The 16,425-nt window shown below is 71.1% G+C and carries 13 protein-coding genes; 7 read left to right on the forward strand and 6 right to left on the reverse strand.

Annotated features, from left to right (window positions below; translation table 11 throughout):
- Nucleotides 1-122 precede the first annotated feature (122 nt).
- Nucleotides 123-1,016, forward strand: a complete 894-nt coding sequence (locus tag HNR07_RS33030; protein ID WP_184370634.1) for a class D beta-lactamase — start codon at nt 123-125, stop codon at nt 1,014-1,016.
- 33 nt (nt 1,017-1,049) lie between these two features.
- Here HNR07_RS33030 and HNR07_RS33035 read toward each other — a convergent pair whose 3' ends face one another.
- Nucleotides 1,050-2,060, reverse strand: a complete 1,011-nt coding sequence (locus tag HNR07_RS33035; protein WP_246420613.1) for an Lrp/AsnC family transcriptional regulator — start codon at nt 2,058-2,060, stop codon at nt 1,050-1,052.
- Nucleotides 2,061-2,253: 193 nt separating this feature from the next.
- Between HNR07_RS33035 and HNR07_RS33040 the strand changes: the two genes are divergently transcribed.
- From HNR07_RS33040 to HNR07_RS33050, 3 genes are read left to right on the forward strand one after another with little or no spacing between them, the layout of a single operon-like run.
- The gene (locus HNR07_RS33040) at nt 2,254-3,525 is read left to right on the forward strand and encodes a metal-dependent hydrolase family protein (RefSeq protein ID WP_184370651.1); all 1,272 of its coding nucleotides are present in this window, start codon (nt 2,254-2,256) and stop codon (nt 3,523-3,525) included.
- A 39-nt stretch (nt 3,526-3,564) separates the two neighbouring features.
- Complete coding sequence (locus HNR07_RS33045) at nt 3,565-5,166, forward strand: AbgT family transporter (protein WP_184370654.1); 1,602 nt, start codon at nt 3,565-3,567, stop codon at nt 5,164-5,166.
- A gap of 28 nt (nt 5,167-5,194) precedes the next feature.
- Nucleotides 5,195-6,433 (forward strand): metal-dependent hydrolase family protein, encoded by a 1,239-nt coding sequence (locus HNR07_RS33050; RefSeq protein ID WP_184370657.1) that lies wholly within the window; start codon nt 5,195-5,197, stop codon nt 6,431-6,433.
- Between the two features lie 61 nt (nt 6,434-6,494).
- On the opposite strand, the gene HNR07_RS33055 is transcribed toward HNR07_RS33050, so the two are convergent.
- Both HNR07_RS33055 and HNR07_RS33060 read right to left on the reverse strand, forming a co-directional pair.
- Nucleotides 6,495-7,556, reverse strand: a complete 1,062-nt coding sequence (locus HNR07_RS33055; RefSeq protein WP_184370660.1) for a 3-deoxy-7-phosphoheptulonate synthase — start codon at nt 7,554-7,556, stop codon at nt 6,495-6,497.
- A 206-nt stretch (nt 7,557-7,762) separates the two neighbouring features.
- Complete coding sequence (locus HNR07_RS33060; RefSeq protein WP_184370663.1) at nt 7,763-9,478, reverse strand: AMP-binding protein; 1,716 nt, start codon at nt 9,476-9,478, stop codon at nt 7,763-7,765.
- A 234-nt stretch (nt 9,479-9,712) separates the two neighbouring features.
- Here HNR07_RS33060 and HNR07_RS33065 point away from each other — a divergent pair, with 234 nt between their 5' ends.
- Nucleotides 9,713-10,615, forward strand: a complete 903-nt coding sequence (locus HNR07_RS33065; RefSeq protein WP_184370666.1) for a DUF4429 domain-containing protein — start codon at nt 9,713-9,715, stop codon at nt 10,613-10,615.
- Between the two features lie 75 nt (nt 10,616-10,690).
- Nucleotides 10,691-11,647, forward strand: coding sequence for a prolyl aminopeptidase (gene pip / locus HNR07_RS33070; RefSeq protein ID WP_184370669.1), 957 nt, complete (start codon nt 10,691-10,693; stop codon nt 11,645-11,647).
- A 58-nt stretch (nt 11,648-11,705) separates the two neighbouring features.
- On the opposite strand, the gene HNR07_RS33075 is transcribed toward pip, so the two are convergent.
- The gene (locus HNR07_RS33075) at nt 11,706-13,553 is read right to left on the reverse strand and encodes a DUF4153 domain-containing protein (protein WP_184370672.1); all 1,848 of its coding nucleotides are present in this window, start codon (nt 13,551-13,553) and stop codon (nt 11,706-11,708) included.
- Between the two features lie 194 nt (nt 13,554-13,747).
- Here HNR07_RS33075 and HNR07_RS33080 point away from each other — a divergent pair, with 194 nt between their 5' ends.
- Nucleotides 13,748-13,939, forward strand: a complete 192-nt coding sequence (locus HNR07_RS33080; RefSeq protein ID WP_184370675.1) for a ferredoxin — start codon at nt 13,748-13,750, stop codon at nt 13,937-13,939.
- On the opposite strand, the gene HNR07_RS33085 is transcribed toward HNR07_RS33080, so the two are convergent.
- Entirely contained in the window at nt 13,923-15,188 is a 1,266-nt protein-coding gene (locus HNR07_RS33085; RefSeq protein ID WP_184370678.1) for an NAD(P)/FAD-dependent oxidoreductase, read from the reverse strand. The two genes, HNR07_RS33080 and HNR07_RS33085, sit on opposite strands and share 17 nt — an antisense overlap.
- A 54-nt stretch (nt 15,189-15,242) precedes the next feature.
- Nucleotides 15,243-16,208, reverse strand: coding sequence for an asparaginase (locus HNR07_RS33090; RefSeq protein WP_184370681.1), 966 nt, complete (start codon nt 16,206-16,208; stop codon nt 15,243-15,245).
- Nucleotides 16,209-16,425: the final 217 nt, after the last annotated feature.

Here is a 16,425-nt window from a genome sequence, read left to right on the forward strand (position 1 = left end):
CAAGACTGGCCAGCCGGTTGCGCGCAACCGCCGCCCAACCGACCGAACCCAGCCCCAGTGGGTAACCGCACGGGTTAGCTTTGTGGGTGGACGTTCCGTCGATCAGCCTGTGGAGGAGACGAGTGCGCACCGACACCGAACGCGCTACCGCGAGGCCGGGGCGTGCCCCCGGCCTCTTCGCCGTCGGCGCGGCCGGGTGTGCCATCACCCTGCTGGCCGGGGCCGCCTGCGGAGGTTCCGAGGAAGACAACGGCCCCGACCAGGGGACCGTCGGCAACCCCATCCACCTGGGCGACGTTCAGACCGTGGAACGCGAGGACCTGGAAGCGGTCTTCGCCGAGGCGGGGGTGACCGGGACGTTCGTCCTCTTCGACGCCGGGGACCGCTCCGCGGTCGTGGTGAACCCGGAGGGGGCGCGCGAGCGCGCGGTGCCGGCTTCCACGTTCAAGCTGCCGAACACGTTGATCGCCCTCCAGACCGGCGAGGTGGCCGACGTGGACGAGGTGATCTCCCCCGAGGACGGCGAGGAGCTGAGCCTGCGCGAGGCCCTGCCCACCACCGACGTCCCGGTGCACCAGGAGGTCGCCGACCGGATCGGGCACGAGCGGATGTCCACCTGGGTGGACCGCTTCGACTACGGCAACCGCCAGGTGGGCGAAGAGGGCGAGATGGGCCGCTTCTGGCTGGAGGGTCCGTTGGAGATCTCCGCGCTGGAACAGGCCACCTTCGTCGCCGAGCTCGCCCGCGCGGAACTGCCCGTGGACGTCGAGCACCAGGAGGCCCTGCGCGAGCTGCTCAAGGTGGAGGAAGGCCCGGACCACGAGCTCTTCGGCCGGACCGGCCTGGGCGTGAACGTGGACCCGGTGCCGGGCTGGTGGGTCGGCTGGGTCGAGCAGGGCGAGGAGCTGCACACGTTCGCCCTGCGCCTGGAGGTCGAGGGGGAGGACGACGCCGAGCAGCGCGAGTCCCTGGGCCGCGAACTCCTGGTGGCCCTGGAGGTCCTGCCCGCGGAGTAGACCGCCCCCGGGCCCCGGGGACCGCGAACGCGGTCAGCGGTCGTCGGGGGAGCGGAGCTGGACCGGGACCGAGCGCACGAACCGCTGGTCGGCGTCGGTGACCCCGCCCATGAACTTGAAGGTGCGCAGGGTCATCCGCCGGTCGGCGATGCGCAGCCCCGGCAGTTCCTCCAGCAGCCGGCGCTCCACCCGGGTCAGGTCGGGGGCGTCGCGTAGCCACAGGATGAAAAGGGTGTTCTCCGGGCCCGCGATGGTCGTGCACAGCCGTACCTCGGGGACGCGGTCCCCCAGGTCGGGGACGCTGTCCAGCACCTCGGGCTCGACCGTGCCCCACAGGGTGGCGGCGCTGGGCCAGCCCATGTGCGCACGGGAGATGTCGCAGCGCAGCCCCAGGAGGCCGTCGCGCAGCAGCCGGTTGATCCGGCGCGCGGCGGTTGTGGGAGCGATCTCCAGGCGTTCGGCGATGGTCTGGTAGCCCAGCCGGGCGTCCGCGCACAGCAGGTCCACGATGCCCTGGTCGAGTTCGGTGACGTGCTCGTTGCCGGGGGAGTCCCGGCGGGCGGGGGCCAGGGCGCGCAACCGGCGCCGCTGCCCGGGTGAGAGGGCCCGGACCTGCCACAGGTAGGCCTCACGGGGCACCTCGGTGACCACGTGCACCCGGTAGGAGACCACGTCGGGGATACCGCCCACCCAGTTGAGCAGGTAGTCGGCCAGTCCGCCGCCGGGGACCACCGTGAGCATGAGCTGGTGGGACCCGGCCACGAACTGGATGCTGAGGGTGTCGCGGTCCTCGGCCAGGATCGCCGCGACCCGCTCCACCGTGCCGTTGCGGCAGCTCAGCTCCACGTAGCTCAGGTGCCTGCGGGCCATCACCCGGCGGCGCGGGAAGGCGGCGATGCGGGCCAGCCCGTCGTCCTCCAACCGCTTCCACCGGCGGGCGAGTGTGGTGGGGTCCGCGTCCAGGACGGGCGCGAGCTCGGCCCATGTGGCCCTGGGCGCGAGCTGGAGCGCGTTGATCAACGACAGGTCGAACTCGTTGGGCATGTTGGATTCCGGCAACATCTGCCCCCTGAGAACTGTTTTCCGGCGATTCCAGCAGGTTACCCAAACCCGGCAATAGGTTGCCGCAAGATCAAGAACGCGGCTCTGAACTGCGTTTTTCTGGTGGATTGCGCGCCGGTGCGCCCGGGGTCTGGTCTCGCGGAACAGCGGCGTGCGCGGAGGAAGGGTGACGGCGATGGCCTCGGCTGACAGGACTCTGGTGGTCCGCAACGGAAGCGTGGTCGAGGGGACCGGCACCGGTCCCCGCCCGGACCGGGCCCTGGTGCTGCGCGACGGCCGGATCGACTGGGTCGGTCCGGCGGCCGAGATCCCGGAGATCTCCGCCCCGCACCGCGTGGTCGACGCAGACGGGGGCACGATCCTCCCGGGCTTCGTGGACGCCCACGTGCACATGACCATGTCCGGCGAGGGCATGAACCCCGCCGACCTGATCAACCAGCCGCCGCACTACGGCTACTTCACCGCCATCCCGCGGCTGAAGGCCACCCTCGACGCCGGGGTCACCAGCGTCCGCGACCTGGCCGGACTCGACCAGGCCGTGGTCCGCGCCGTCGACGAGGGCATCGTCCCCGGCCCGCGGATCACCACCGCCTACCGGGCGCTGGGCCCCACCGGCGGCCACGGCGACTTCCGCACCTGCTGCGGCTTCGACTACGGCACGGTCCTGGGCCCGGACGGCGCGGTCTCGGTCAACACCGACGGCCCCGCCGAGGCCCTGCGCGCCACCCGCGAGGTGATGCGCAAGGGCGCCAAGGTCATCAAGGTGATGGCCAGCGGCGGCGTGTGGAGTCCCCAGGACACCCCCTGGCACGACGGGCTCAACACCGAGGAGATGGCGGTGATCGTGCGCGAGGCCGCCAGCCACGACGTGCCGGTGGCCGCGCACGCCCAGAGCGCCCGCAGCATCCGTAACGCTCTCACCGCGGGGGTCACCAGCGTCGAGCACGGCTACGAGATCGACGAGCGCGGCGTCGAGCTGATGCTGGACCGCGGCGCCTACCTGGTGCCCACGCTGTCCACCGCCACCACCCCGCCCGACCCCGCCACATCGGCCGACTACGCGGTCGCCAAGAAGCTCAAGCTCCAGGAACACCTGAGCGAGAACATCACCGCCGCGATCCGCGCCGGGGTGCGTGTCGCCCTGGGCACCGACTCCGGGATCTGCCGACACGGCCGCAACCTGCGCGAACTCGCCCTGCTGGTGGAGCACGGCATGACACCCATGGGCGCCCTGCTCGCCGGAACCCGCGACGCCGCCGCGCTGCTGGGCCTGGCCGACGAGATCGGCACCCTCGAACCCGGCAAGCGGGCCGACGTCGTGGTCTGCGCGGGCGATCCCCTCACCGACATCACCCTGCCCGGCGACCCCGACAACATCACCGCGGTGATCAAGGACGGCAGGGTCCACAAGGGCACCGCCGCCCCCCGCGCGGACACCTTCCGCTGACCCCCCGATCCCCCTGAGACACCTCCCCGAGGTGACGCCATGAGCACCGACAACCAGAAGTCCCGTTCCGACGGGTCGACCGAACCGCGTCCCGGTTTCCTCGCGCGGCTGCTGGACGGCATCGAACGGGTCGGCAACAGGATCCCGGACCCGTTCATCCTCTTCCTGATCCTCTTCGCGATCGTGGCGGTGGCCTCCACGGCGATGTCGTCGGTCGGCACCACCTACGAGGTGCCCGGCAGCGACGAGGGCGAGCAGGGCATCAACAGCTTCTTCACCGCCGAGGGCCTGACCTGGCTGACCACCAACCTGGTCGCCAACTTCATCGGTTTCCCGCCCCTGGGCGTGGTCCTCACCGTGCTGCTCGGTGTCGGTCTGGCCCAGCGCACCGGTCTGCTCAACGCGCTCGTGCGGAAGGTCTTCGCCGGAGCCCCCGACTGGTTGCTGCCCTACGTGGTGGCGCTCGTCGCCGTTTCGGGAAGCATCATGAGCGACGCCGCCATGGTGGTGATCCCGCCGCTGGCCGCGATGGTGTTCAAGGCGGCCGGACGCCACCCCGTCGCCGGGCTCCTGGGCGGGTTCGCGGTGGCCACCGCGGCATTCAGCTGCAGCCCCTTCATCACCAGCACCGACGCCCTGCTGTCCGGCATCACCCAGACCGCGGCCGCCTCGGTGGACATGGGCACCGAGGTCACCCCGGTCTCCAACCACTTCCTCACGTTCACCATCGCGGTCCTGCTCAGCCTGGTCGGCGGTCTGCTCATCGACAGGGTTCTGGAACCCGCCCTGGAACGCCGCGGGGCTTCCCGTGAACAGGTCGCCGTCGAGGACGTCCCCGACGACGCCGACCGCCCCGACCTGAAGACGGACCCGGTCCTGACCCGTTCGGAGAAGCTGGGTCTGCGCTGGTCCGGGGTGGCCCTGCTGGTCACCGTCGCGGCCGTGCTGCTGGTGACCCTGCCCGCGGGCGCTCCCATGCGTAACGAGGACGGCGCCTTCCTGCCGTCGTCCCCGCTGCTGAGCTCCGTGGTCTTCCTGGTCTTCCTGACCCTTGCCGTCCCCGCCGTCGTCTACGGCCTGATGACCCGCACCATCACCCAGGGCTCCGACATCGCGCGCATGATGGGCCACACCGTCAAGGAGATGTCCGGGTTCATCGTGCTGGCCTTCGTCATGGCCCAGTTCCTGGAACTGTTCAATTGGACCGGTGTGTCCACCTGGATCGCCATCCGGGGCGCCGAAGGGCTGGAGGCCACCGGGTTCACCGGTTTCGGCGCCATCGTCTGCTTCATCCTGCTGGCGTTCCTGATCAACCTCTTCATCATCTCGGGCTCGGCCCAGTGGGCCCTGTTCGCCTCCGTGTTCGTGCCGATGTTCGCCCTGATCGGCTACGAACCCGGATTCGTCCAGGCGGCCTTCCGGATCGGGGACTCCACCTCGAACGTGATGTCCCCGCTCAGCCCCTACGTGGTGATCATCCTTGGCTTCCTTCGCCAGTACGAGCCCAAGGCCGGAATCGGTACCGTCATCGCGCGGGCCCTGCCCTTCTCGCTGACCTTCCTGGCGCTCTGGACCACCGTGCTCGCGGTCTTCTACTTCGCCGGCCTGCCGGTCGGCCCGGGTATGTACTCGCACATCTGATCCACACCGACTCCGAAGGAGACCTTCCATGACCGGCGCCAGGACCCTGTACCGGGACCTCACCCTCGTCGACGGCACCGGTTCCGCGCCGGTCGCGGACGCCGCGGTGCTGGTCGAGGGCGGTGTGATCGCCTACGCGGGGCCCGCGGCCGGCGCGCCGGAGCCCCGGCCCGAGGACACCGTGGAGAGCCTGGGCGGGCGCACGCTGCTGCCCGGGTTCATCGACACCCACGTGCACTTCGGGTTCGCCGACGGCCGTGCCCTGGCCGCCAACAACTCCGGGATCTCGCGCAGCCTGCACGCCTTCGAGTCCGCTGAACGGATGCGCCTCACCCTGGATGCGGGTGTGACCGGCGCCCGCGACCTCGGCGGGGCCGACGCGGGGTTCCGGATCGCCCAGGAGCGGGGCCTGATCCGGGCCCCGCGGCTGAGCATGGCGCTGCGCCTGATGAGCCACACCGGCGGCCACGCCGACTTCACCTTGCCCTCGGGCGCCAACTCGCACGACTGCGAGCACACCGCCGCCGAGATCGCGGACTCTCCGCAGGAGGTCCGGGTGGCCACCCGCCGGCTGGTCCGGGACGGCGCGGACGTGATCAAGGTGTGCGCGACCGGCGGGCTGTCCAGCCCCTCCGACGGCCCCACGGACGAGGGGATCACCGAGGAGGAGATCAGGGTGATCGTCGACGAGACCGCCAAGCACGGCGGGCGACCGGTCGCCGCGCACGCCCAGGGGGCGGCGGGGATCCGCAACGCGGTGCGCGGTGGGGCGGCCAGTATCGAGCACGGCTACCTGATCGACGACGAGGGCATCGACCTCATGCTGGAGCGCGGCACGTTCCTGGTGCCGACCCTGACCACGTTCGACTTCGAGGACCGTATCCACCTCATGTCGCAGAAGTCGATCGACACCAAGCGCGCCCTGGCGGACGAGACCTACGAGCGCATCGCGCACGCGGTGAGCCGCGGGGTGCGGGTGGCGATGGGCACCGACGCCGGTATCTCCGAGCACGGCCGCAACCTGCGCGAACTCGCCCAGCTGGTGTCCGTGGGGCTCTCGCCCACGCAGGCGATCGTGGCGGGCACGGGCAACGCCGCCGAGCTGCTGGGCGCGGCCGACCGGGTGGGCACGGTCGAGGCGGGCAAGCTCGCCGACCTCGTGGTGTGCGAGGGCGACCCGCTCGCGGACATCGCCCTGCTGGGCGAGCGCGCCAACATCGTGCTGGTCGTCCAGGGCGGCGAGGTCGTCAAGGACACCCGGGCCTGAACCCGTGCACGAGCGATGGGCCTACGCGGTATCCGCGTAGGCCCATCGCGTCGGTCGTGCGTCAGGCGGCGTTCTTGCGGCGCTGGCGGACGGCCTCGGCGAGGTTCTCCAGGACGCCCTCGGTGGTGTCCCAGCTCATGCACTTGTCGGTGATGGACTGGCCGTAGGTGAGCTCAGCCGGGTCGCCCAGCTTCTGGGCGCCCTCCTCGATGAAGCTCTCCAGCATCACGCCGATGATGCCCTTCTGGCCCTCGGCGACCTGGGCGGCGATCTCGCGGGCCACCTCCGCTTGGCGGACGTGGTCCTTTCCGCTGTTGGCGTGGCTGGCGTCGATCATCAGACGGCGCGGCAGCTTGGACTTCTCGAGCACGTCCAGGGCCGCGCCGACCGAGGCGGGGTCGTGGTTGGGGCCGCTGCGGCCGCCGCGCAGGATGACGTGGCAGTCCGGGTTGCCCTCGGTGACGACCACGGAACCGGCGCCGGCCGGATCCACGCCGAAGAAGGTGTGGGAGGCGGCCGCCGCGCCCACGGCGTCCACGGCCACCTGCACGTCGCCGTCGGTGCCGTTCTTGAAACCGACCGGGGTGCTCAGACCGCTGCTGAGCTGGCGGTGGACCTGGCTCTCGGTGGTGCGGGCGCCGATCGCGCCCCAGGAGACGACGTCGGCGATGTACTGCGGGGTGATCGGGTCGAGGAACTCGGTGCCCGCGGGCAGCCCCAGGGCGTCGATGTCGATGAGCAGCTTGCGGGCGGTGCGCAGGCCGCGGTGGACGTCGTAGGTGTCGTCCAGGCCCGGGTCGTTGATCAGGCCCTTCCAGCCCACCGTGGTGCGCGGCTTCTCGAAGTACACGCGCATGACCACGCACAGCTCGTCGCTGACCGACGGGACCAGGGCCTTGAGGCGGCGGGCGTAGTCCAGGGCCGACTCGGTGTCGTGCACCGAGCAGGGGCCGACGACGACCAGGAGGCGGTCGTCCTCGCCGTCCAGGACCCGCTTGACCTCGGAGCGGGAGCTCTCGACGAGGGTCGCGCTCTCCTCGCCCAACGGAAGCTCGGCGAGCAGGTCCTGGGGGGCGATGAGTGGCTTGTAGCTCGCCACCCGTGTGTCGTTGGTGCTCGTCATCGTCTCCCCTAGGTCCCGTCATGTCGATCGTGTGGCAACAGAACCGTAGCGCGGCCGGGCACGCCGGACGCGGTCGCGTCGGCAAATTCGACGGGGGCCGGGGATGGGAAAGGCCACATTCGCGCATTGCCGAAGAGTGTGTCTCATTGGTTGAGACGCAAATGCGCGGTGGCCATTCCCGCCGAAACCCGGCGCGAGGTGCGGGCTCAGTCCCGCAGCCCCGGGAGGTCCTCCTCCCAGAACTCGCGCGCGTTGCGCGTGCCGTCGGTGACCGTGCCGCGCTCGGCCTCCGCCTGGCGCAGCTGCACTCGTCGAATCTTACCCGAGGCGGTCTTGGGCAGGGTGGTGAACTCCAGGCGGCGGACCCTCTTGTACGGGGAGAGGCGGCCGCGGGCGTACTCCAGGACGGCACGCGCGGTCTCGGCGTCGGGCGCCACGCCCTCGGCCAGGGCCACGTACGCCTTGGCCACCGACAGCCGCAGCGAGTCGGGGGAGGGCACCACCGCGGCCTCGGTCACGTATTCGTGCTCGACCAGAACGCTTTCCAGTTCAAATGGTGAGATGCGGTAATCCGAGGCCTTGAACACATCGTCGGATCGACCGATATAGGTAATGTAACCGCGCGAATCCCGAGTGGCGAAGTCGCCGGTGCGGTACAGGCCGAGCCGGGTCACCTCCCGGGTGCGTTCGGGGCTGTCCGAGTAGCCGCGCATCGCGCCCACGGGTTCGTTGGCCAGATCCACGCAGATCTGCCCCGAGTCCGCGACCTCCTCGGTCTCCGGGTCGAGCAGCACGATGTCGTAGCCGGGCATGGGACGTCCCACCGAACCAGCGACCACCTCCTGGCCGGGGCCGTTGCCGATGAGCAGGGTCGTCTCGGTCTGCCCGAACCCGTCGCGCACGGTGAGCCCCCAGGCCTCGCGGATCCGCTCCACGATCTCCGGGTTGAGCGGCTCACCGGCCGAGACCACCTCGCGCAGCCCCACCTTCCAGGCGCCCGGGTCGGCCTGGAGCAGCATCCGCCAGGCCGTCGGCGGCGCGCACAGCGAGTCGGCTCCGCAGCGCACCACCGCGTCCAGCAGGGCCGCCGGGTCGAACCGGTCCTGCTTGACCACCAGCACCGTGGCCTCGGCGTTCCACGGCGCGAACACACTGCTGTAGGCGTGCTTGGCCCAGCCGGGCGCGGAGACGTTCAGGTGCACGTCGCCGGGTTGCAGGCCCAGCCAGTACATGGTGGAAAGGTGCCCGATCGGATAGGAACTCTGGGTGTGCGTGACCAGTTTGGGGCGCGCGCTCGTGCCGGAGGTGAAGTACAGCAACAGGGGGTCGTCGGGGGAGGTGGGGTGGGGCTGGGTGAAGTCCAACCCGGCGTGTTCGGAGTCCGGGTAGCTGAGCCACCCGTCCATGTAGCCCACGCAGATGCGCGTCCAGTGCCCGCTCAGGTGCTCGAACCGTTCGGTGTCGGCGGGGGAGCAGACCACGTGCGCGACGTCGCCCCGGTCCAGCCGGTCCACCAGGTCGCCCTCGGAGAGGTTGGTGGGGGTCGGGCAGACCACGGCGCCCAGTTTGATCGCGGCGAGCAGGGTCTCCCACAGTTCGACCTGGTTGCCGAGCATGAGCATGATCCGGTCCCCCGGGTGCACGCCCTGGCCGATGAGCCAGTTGGCCACGTGGTTGGAGCGCTCCGACAGCTGCCGGTAGGTGTGGTGGACCTCGGTGCCGTCCTCCTCCACCAACCACAGCGCCGTCCGGTCCGGGCGGGTGGCCGCCACGTGGTCGAAGTGGTCCAGAGCCCAGTTGAACCGCTCCGGCCGGGGCCACGTGAACTCCCGGTGCGCGGCCTCCTGGTCCTCCCGGTGCTGTAGGAGCAGGTCCCGCGCGGCGCGGAACTCCCGTGCCCCCTCGGACATCTCTTTCGACATCGAAGTCCTCCGGTTCGGGGACGGCGCGCCGGGCGCACCGCCCACGGGACCCCAGCCACCGGACGGGTGGCTGGACGGGGTGTGCCTCTGCGGTTCTACCCGCTCCGCGCCGTCCCGACCCCTCGACCCGAGGCGACCCGCCCCGGACCTGGGCTTCAGGAGGCACTGGGCTGGGGAGAGGGGGAGAACCGGTCAGGGCGTTCGCCGTGAATCGGCCGCCTAGAATGGCTTCCCATGGAGGAACTTCGCGGCCATCACGGCACCTGGCGCTTCGACCTGGAGACGCTGCGCATCCGCTTCGGTAGCGGACGCAAGGTGCCGGGCCTGCTCAGGGCGCTCGGCCAGTGCTCGGTTCCGTTGGCCGCCGTGCGTGAGGTGGACTTCCACCCCGGCAACCGCAAACACGGCTGGCGGCTCCGGCTTCGCCTGCTGGAAGGGGCCGACCCCTATCTTCCCCTGAAGACCACGGGCCACGCCGAGGACTTCACGCCTTTGCTCCTGACCGGGCCGCGCGACCGGGAACTGGTCGCCGAGTACTGCGCCGAACGGCTCACGGAGTCCGTGCAGTATGCCCGCGAGCTCCTCGAAACACCGCTCGACCCCGTACAGGCCGCCAAGGGGCTGGTGGCCCGGTTCCCCTTCCACGCACGGACGGGAGAGGGGTCCGCCTTCTTCAACGGGGAGCGGCTGCGGCTCCAGTGGGACGGATGGATCGCGAGCATCCCCAAGGGTGAGGAGGAGGCGCGCGAGTTTCCCTTCGAGGAGATCGAGTCCCTCCAGTGGTTTCCCTCGGTCGGTCTGGAGGAGGGATACCTCCGTGTGGTCCCGCGCGGGGTGACCGTACCCGAGAAGCCGGAACTGGAGAACGACTTCTGCACCCTGGCCTCGCACGGTCTGAAGGGCAGCGAGGAGAGCCTGCTGATGGCGGCCACCGTCAACACCCACATCGCCCTGGCGGGGAGGGGCGCCTCGCAGGAGACGGCTGGCGCCCCCGCCGAGCTGACGGCTCCGCGCCCGGCCGACGACAGCGCGGCGATCTTCGCCAAGATCCGGGAGCTGGGCAGTCTGCACTCGGAGGGGCTGCTGACCGACAGCGAGTTCAGCACGAAGAAGGCCGAGCTCCTGGACCGGCTCTGACCCCGGTCCCAGGCGAAAGCCATGCACACGGCCACGGCCGACACGGCCACGAACAGCGAAGAAAGGTCATCAGCCTTGCGCACCTTGTACCCGCCCATCGAGCCGTACGACTCGGGCATGCTCGACGTCGGCGACGGACACCGCGTCTACTGGGAGCTGTGCGGCAACCCCGCGGGCAAGCCCGTGGTGTTCCTGCACGGTGGCCCGGGCGGCGGCTGCACAGCCGACCACCGTCGGCTCTTCGACCCGGAGAAGTACCGCATCCTCCTGTTCGACCAGCGCAACTGCGGTCGTTCCACCCCGCACGCCAGCAGGATGGACGTCGACCTGTCCACCAACACCACCTGGGCGCTGGTCGAGGACGTCGAGCGCCTGCGCGAGATGGTCGGCGTGGACGCCTGGCAGGTCTTCGGGGGCTCCTGGGGCAGCTGCCTGGCCCTGGCCTACGCCCAGAAGCACCCCGAACGCGTCACCGAGCTGATCGTGCGCGGCATCTTCACCCTGCGCGACCAGGAACTGCGCTGGTTCTACCAGGAGGGCGCCTCGTACCTCTTCCCGGACCTGTGGGAGTCCTACCTGGAACCCATCCCCGAGGAGGAGCGCGACGACCTGATCGGTGCCTACGCCCGCCGCCTGGAGTCCCCGGACCGGGAGGTGCGGCTGGCGGCCGCCCGCGCGTGGAGCGTGTGGGAGGGGTCGACGGTCACGCTGCGGCCCAACCCGGCGCTGCGCGAGCACCACGCGGACGAGGACTACGCGCTGGCCTTCGCCCGGATCGAGAACCACTACTTCCACAACAAGGGGTTCTTCACCCCCGAGCAGCTCATCGAGGGCGCGGAGCGCATCCGGCACATCCCGGGCGTGATCGTCCAGGGCCGCTACGACGTGTGCACCCCGGTGCGTACCGCCTACGACCTGCACCGCGCCTGGCCGGAAGCGGAGTTCCACATCATCGACGACGCCGGCCATGCCTTCAGTGAGCCGGGCATTCTCGACCAGCTGATCGAGGCCACCGACCGCTTCGCGAAGTAGGGGAGCCGAGGAGAGCGGGGGCGTGCCGATCCGGGCGCGCCCCCGCCGTGCGTTTTCATCAGCGGTACGGGGGCGTGCAGTGGGAGCGGTCGGCGCCGTCTGGGGACACCGATCCGAAGAGGTCGTGCTCGGCCAGCAGGGAGCGGGCCCGCTCCCGGGACAGGTTCCGCGCGCCGAACGCGTCGGAACTCCACAGGCGTTCGCCGATCCGGTCCAGCGCGCAGGCGCGGTCCTCGCCCTCCAGGTCGATCAGCCCCGGCACGGCGTCCGCTGACAGCCCGCGCAGGTACCGGGTGTCCACCGCCTCGAGGTCGAGGTGGTGGTGGCTCTCGGCGATGCGCAGGTCCGGGTTGCTGTAGGCGAACACGGCCAGGGCCACGGCGCCCAGGGCGACGGTGGCTCGCGGCAGCCACCGGGTCCGGCGGCCCAGGGTGTTGAGCGCGCCCGCCACCAGGATCAGCCCGAACAGCAGCGCGCTCCATGCGATCCATGCCTCCGCGGCCACCCGCATCCGGGTCAGGCCGAACACGTCGATGTACAGCTGGAGCCGCATCATCGCCGAGGCCAGGATGATCAGGGTCAGCAAGCACAGGACCCCGAGCATCGAGTTGCGCAGGACCCGGGTTCTCGGGGGCTGGTCCGGGACCAGCCGAAGCACCAGCGCCACCACACCGAGCACGAGCAGGCTGACCGCCACCAGCTGGAAGAAGCCCTGGCGGGCGTACTCCGCGTAGGTGATTCCCGCGACCCGCTGGACGTACTCGTCACCGCCGAAGACGGCGGCGACCTGCACGGTGAGGAAGGAGGTGAACAACACGGCGAGGGCGCCGAGCGGTACCGCCCACACCCAGACCGGCCATGGCCGGGCGGCTTTCGCTGACGCCGCCGCTGGTTCGGCCGGGTCCGTGTGACCGCCCGCTGGGACGATTCGGACCACGGGGGGACTCGGGCGGCGTCGCGCGGCGAGGACGGCGGCACCGGTGAACACCGCGGTGAGCAGGGCACCGGCCGGGCTGAGTGTCTGCAGGCGCCGATAGACGGAGTCGATCAGTTCCTCGGTGTAGAAGGCGAAGACAGGGTTGGCGAAGGCGAGCAGGAGACCGAAGACCACCAGCACCCCGAGGGTCGCCCCGGTGGTGACCAGGGTGTGCACGAGCACCAGACTCGATGCCCTGGACCTGACCAGCGGGCGGCTGAGGAAGACCGGTACGGCGAGGGCGTTGCGGAGCAGGGCCAGGGAACCGGCGGCCACCCCGGCGGTGTTCCTGCGCGCGCCTGGGTTGTGAACGGCGAAGGCCAGGGAGGCCGGGAAGAAGGCGCCGATCAGCGTCCAGGCGAGTACCCAGTCCGCGTCGCGCAGGGCGGCGGTGGCCAGCAGGACGACGGCCAGGATCCCGTAGACCGCCGACCACGCGTGCCGGTGGCGGTCCGGGCCCTCGTGCTCCTCGGCGGCCTCGACCTCTTCCCCGGCGGCCCCTTCGCGCTCTTCCCTTTCTTCCTCCGTGCCGTCTGCGGGGGCCTCGCCGTCCCCGTCTTCCCCGTCGTCGGCGCTCTCGGGGATCGCCGGACGCACCATCAGGGCAGTGAACGCGGTCAGCCCGGCCACCACGCCGGTGATGACCAGACCGATCCCGGGCCGGTCGAACGTGGCCAGGAACAGCGCCAGGACGCCCGCGCCGAGCACCGCGAGGGGCAGCCACACCGGGGCGGCGGGCAGTGGAGTCCTGGGGCGTGAGGGCTGCTCCGCCAACGCCCCCGGGTACTTCAGCGCGTAGTGGCCCGTGTCGTCCTCCGCGGGCTCCTCCGGCGTGCTCTCCGGCACCGCGGGTTCGCCCGCATCGTCGTCGGCCCGCCGGTTCCGCACAGGGCGGTGCGTCTCCTCGGTGCCCGTCTCTTCAGCGCTCATGCCCCACCTCTTCCGCGCATCCCCGGTCGGGGAGTTCTGCGCGGTATGACGGCGGTCGCGCCGACCGGGTTCTGAAGTGGCCGCGAGGGGCCGCGCCCCCGGGAACCACGACACTCCCGAAACCACAGGCACTCTGGCTAGGGTGTTGCCACCCGCAGATCCCGAGGGCGTCACCGCCCAAGAGAGAAGGCAGTATGCGAGTCGAGGTCGACTACGACCAGTGCGAGAGCAACGCCCTGTGCATGGGCGCCGCCCCCGAGGTGTTCGAGGTCAGGGACGACGACTTCCTCTACCTCCTGAGCGAGGAACCGGCAGAGGAGCTCCACGACAAGGTCCGCCAGGCGGAGAGGCTGTGCCCCAAGCGGGCCATCACCGTGACGGACTGAACCCCGCCTCGGCCAGGGCCTCGTCCCAGGTCGTGGGCTTCTCCAACAGGGCGCGGTAGCGCATGGTGCGCGGGGTGGAGCGCAGCCCCAGGACACCGGTGAGCATCCCCCCGCGCCCCAGGAACACGACGAATTTTCGGTCCTGTGCGGACCCGTGCACGAAGGCGACCTGATCCGCGGGTGCCCCCTGCCCCAGGAGCTGGATCTTCTTTTTGTACTGGTCGGACCAGAAATAAGGCACGGGGGTGAACGGCGTCCGCCCGGACCCGGCGAGCAGGTTCCGGGCGGCCGCCTCCCCCTGCTCGCTCGCGTTGGTCCAGTGTTCCAGGCGGATCCGGCCGCCGTAGCGGGGGTGCGGCCAGTTGGCCAGGTCGCCGACCGCGTACACGTTCGGCACCGAGGCCGCGGAGTACTCGTCGCACACCACCGAGCCGTCCTCGAACAGCTCCACACCCGAACCGCGCAGCCACTCGGTGTTCAGGTGCACCCCCACACCGGCCACCACCAGCGAGGCCTCGACCGCGGAGCCGTCCGCCAGCCGGACCCGCTCCACCCGGCCCGCGCCCTCGAAACCGGTCACACCCACCCCGAGCCGCACGTCCACGCCGTTCTCCCGGTGCAGGTCGGTGAGGACCTCCCCGATCCGGGGGTCGACCACCCGGGTCAGCGGAGTGGGCGCCGCCTCGATGAGCGTGACCTCCATGCCCACGGCGCGGGCGCTCGCGGCCACCTCGGCCCCGACGAAACCCGCGCCGACCACGACCAGGCTCCCGGTGGAGTCGAAGGCGGCCCGGACCGCCTCGGCGTCGTCCAGGGTGCGCAGCACGTGGACCCCGGCCAGGTCGGTCGAGGGGCGCCGGGCCCGGGCGCCGGTGGCGATGATCAGTCCGTCGTAGCGCAGCGAGTCCTCCCCGCCCGGCCCGGCCAACCGCACCTCACGGGCGGCCGGGTCCAGCCCGACCGCCCGGGTGTTCGGGCGGAACTCCAGGTCGAGGCGGTCCACCGCGGAGTCCTCGCGCAGCTGGAGCGCGCGGTGTCCGACCAGCCAGCCCGCCTCGCCGTTCGCCGGGTCCATCCCGATCCCGGTCAGGACCTCCTTGGACAGCGGGGGCCGGGAGTAGGGCCGGTGCGGCTCCTCACCGACCAGGGTCAGACGCCCCTCGAACCCCCGCTCCCGCAGGGCCTCCGCCGCGTGCAGCCCGGCCATACCCGCACCGGCGATGACGATCTCGCTCAGGGTGTCCGACACCAAACTCTCCTTGCTGTCCCGTTCAACCGACTCCGCAACGCGATCCTAGAGAGCCTAGAGAGCCCGGACTTCGCCCACCGTGCGGCCGCCGCCCTTGACCGGGGTGGTGAGGTGCTCGGCGACCGGGGAGACGTCCACACCCAGGTTCCGGAGGGCGGTCAGCCCCACCAGTACGCGTGAGCGGACCTCGGCGTCGCCGTCGCTGATCTTGACCGCGACGGTCTCGCCGGTGGGCGCGTTGAGCACCAGCACGCCGTCGGCGCCGATCTTGGACACCAGGCCGGGCAGGCGGGTCATCAGCTCGGTGTCGACGCGCTCGGGGCCCGAGACGTACTCGGGGTGTGCGCTCATCGCCTCGACGACGGCGCGCTCGTGGGTGCCCTCGGGGGACAGGCGCATCCTCTGGACACCCCGGGCCAGGCCGACCAGGGAGACCGCGAGCTGGGGCGCGCCGCAGCCGTCTACGGCGGTGTGCGCCACCTTCTCCCCGCACATGTCCTCGGTGGCCTCACGCACCAGCACCTGGAGGGGGTGCTCGGGGTCGAGGTAGTCGTCGGTGCTCCACCCCTGGGCCACGCAGGCGGCGAGCATGCCCGCGTGCTTGCCGGAGCAGTTCATGTACCGGCGTTCGGGGGAGCGTCCCGCGGCGATGAAGGCCTTGCGGGCGGAGGGGGCGCCGGGGACGTCCGGCGGGCACTGGAGGGCGTCGGCGGTGAGTCCGGCGGCGGCCAGGACGCGCTCGGCCTCGGCGGCGTGGAACTCCTCACCCCCGTGGCTGCCCGCGGCGATGGCCAGGGAGGCCCCTTCGAGTCGGGCCCCGGCGCGCAGCATGGCCAGCGCCTGGAAGGGCTTGGCGGAGGAACGGGGGAACATGGGGTCGTGTACGGGCCCGCGGGCGTAGGCGATCTCGCCTTCGGCGGACAGACCGACCACCGCTCCGTAGTGCACGCCTTCGCGCATCCCGGAGCGGACGACCTCCGCCAGGGGGGCGTAGCTGGGCAGCGGGGTGGTCTGGTTCATACGGGTTCTCCTCGCCGTTGAGGCTGGTGCGGTAGGTGCCCTGTGGTGCCGGACACGCGTCAAAACGTACCGAAACCCCGGGTTCTTCCCCTTCGGCGGTGTGCGGTAGTCGGGACGCCCCCGGGGTCGCCCCGGGCCTTAGCGGATTCTCCCAGCCAGGGGCCGCGCTGCGGCCGCTGTCGGGCCCGGGCAGTAAGGTCGTGAACCGATGGTGATC

It is taken from the genome of Nocardiopsis metallicus (genome assembly GCF_014201115.1).
GTDB classification, from domain to species: domain Bacteria; phylum Actinomycetota; class Actinomycetes; order Streptosporangiales; family Streptosporangiaceae; genus Nocardiopsis; species Nocardiopsis metallicus.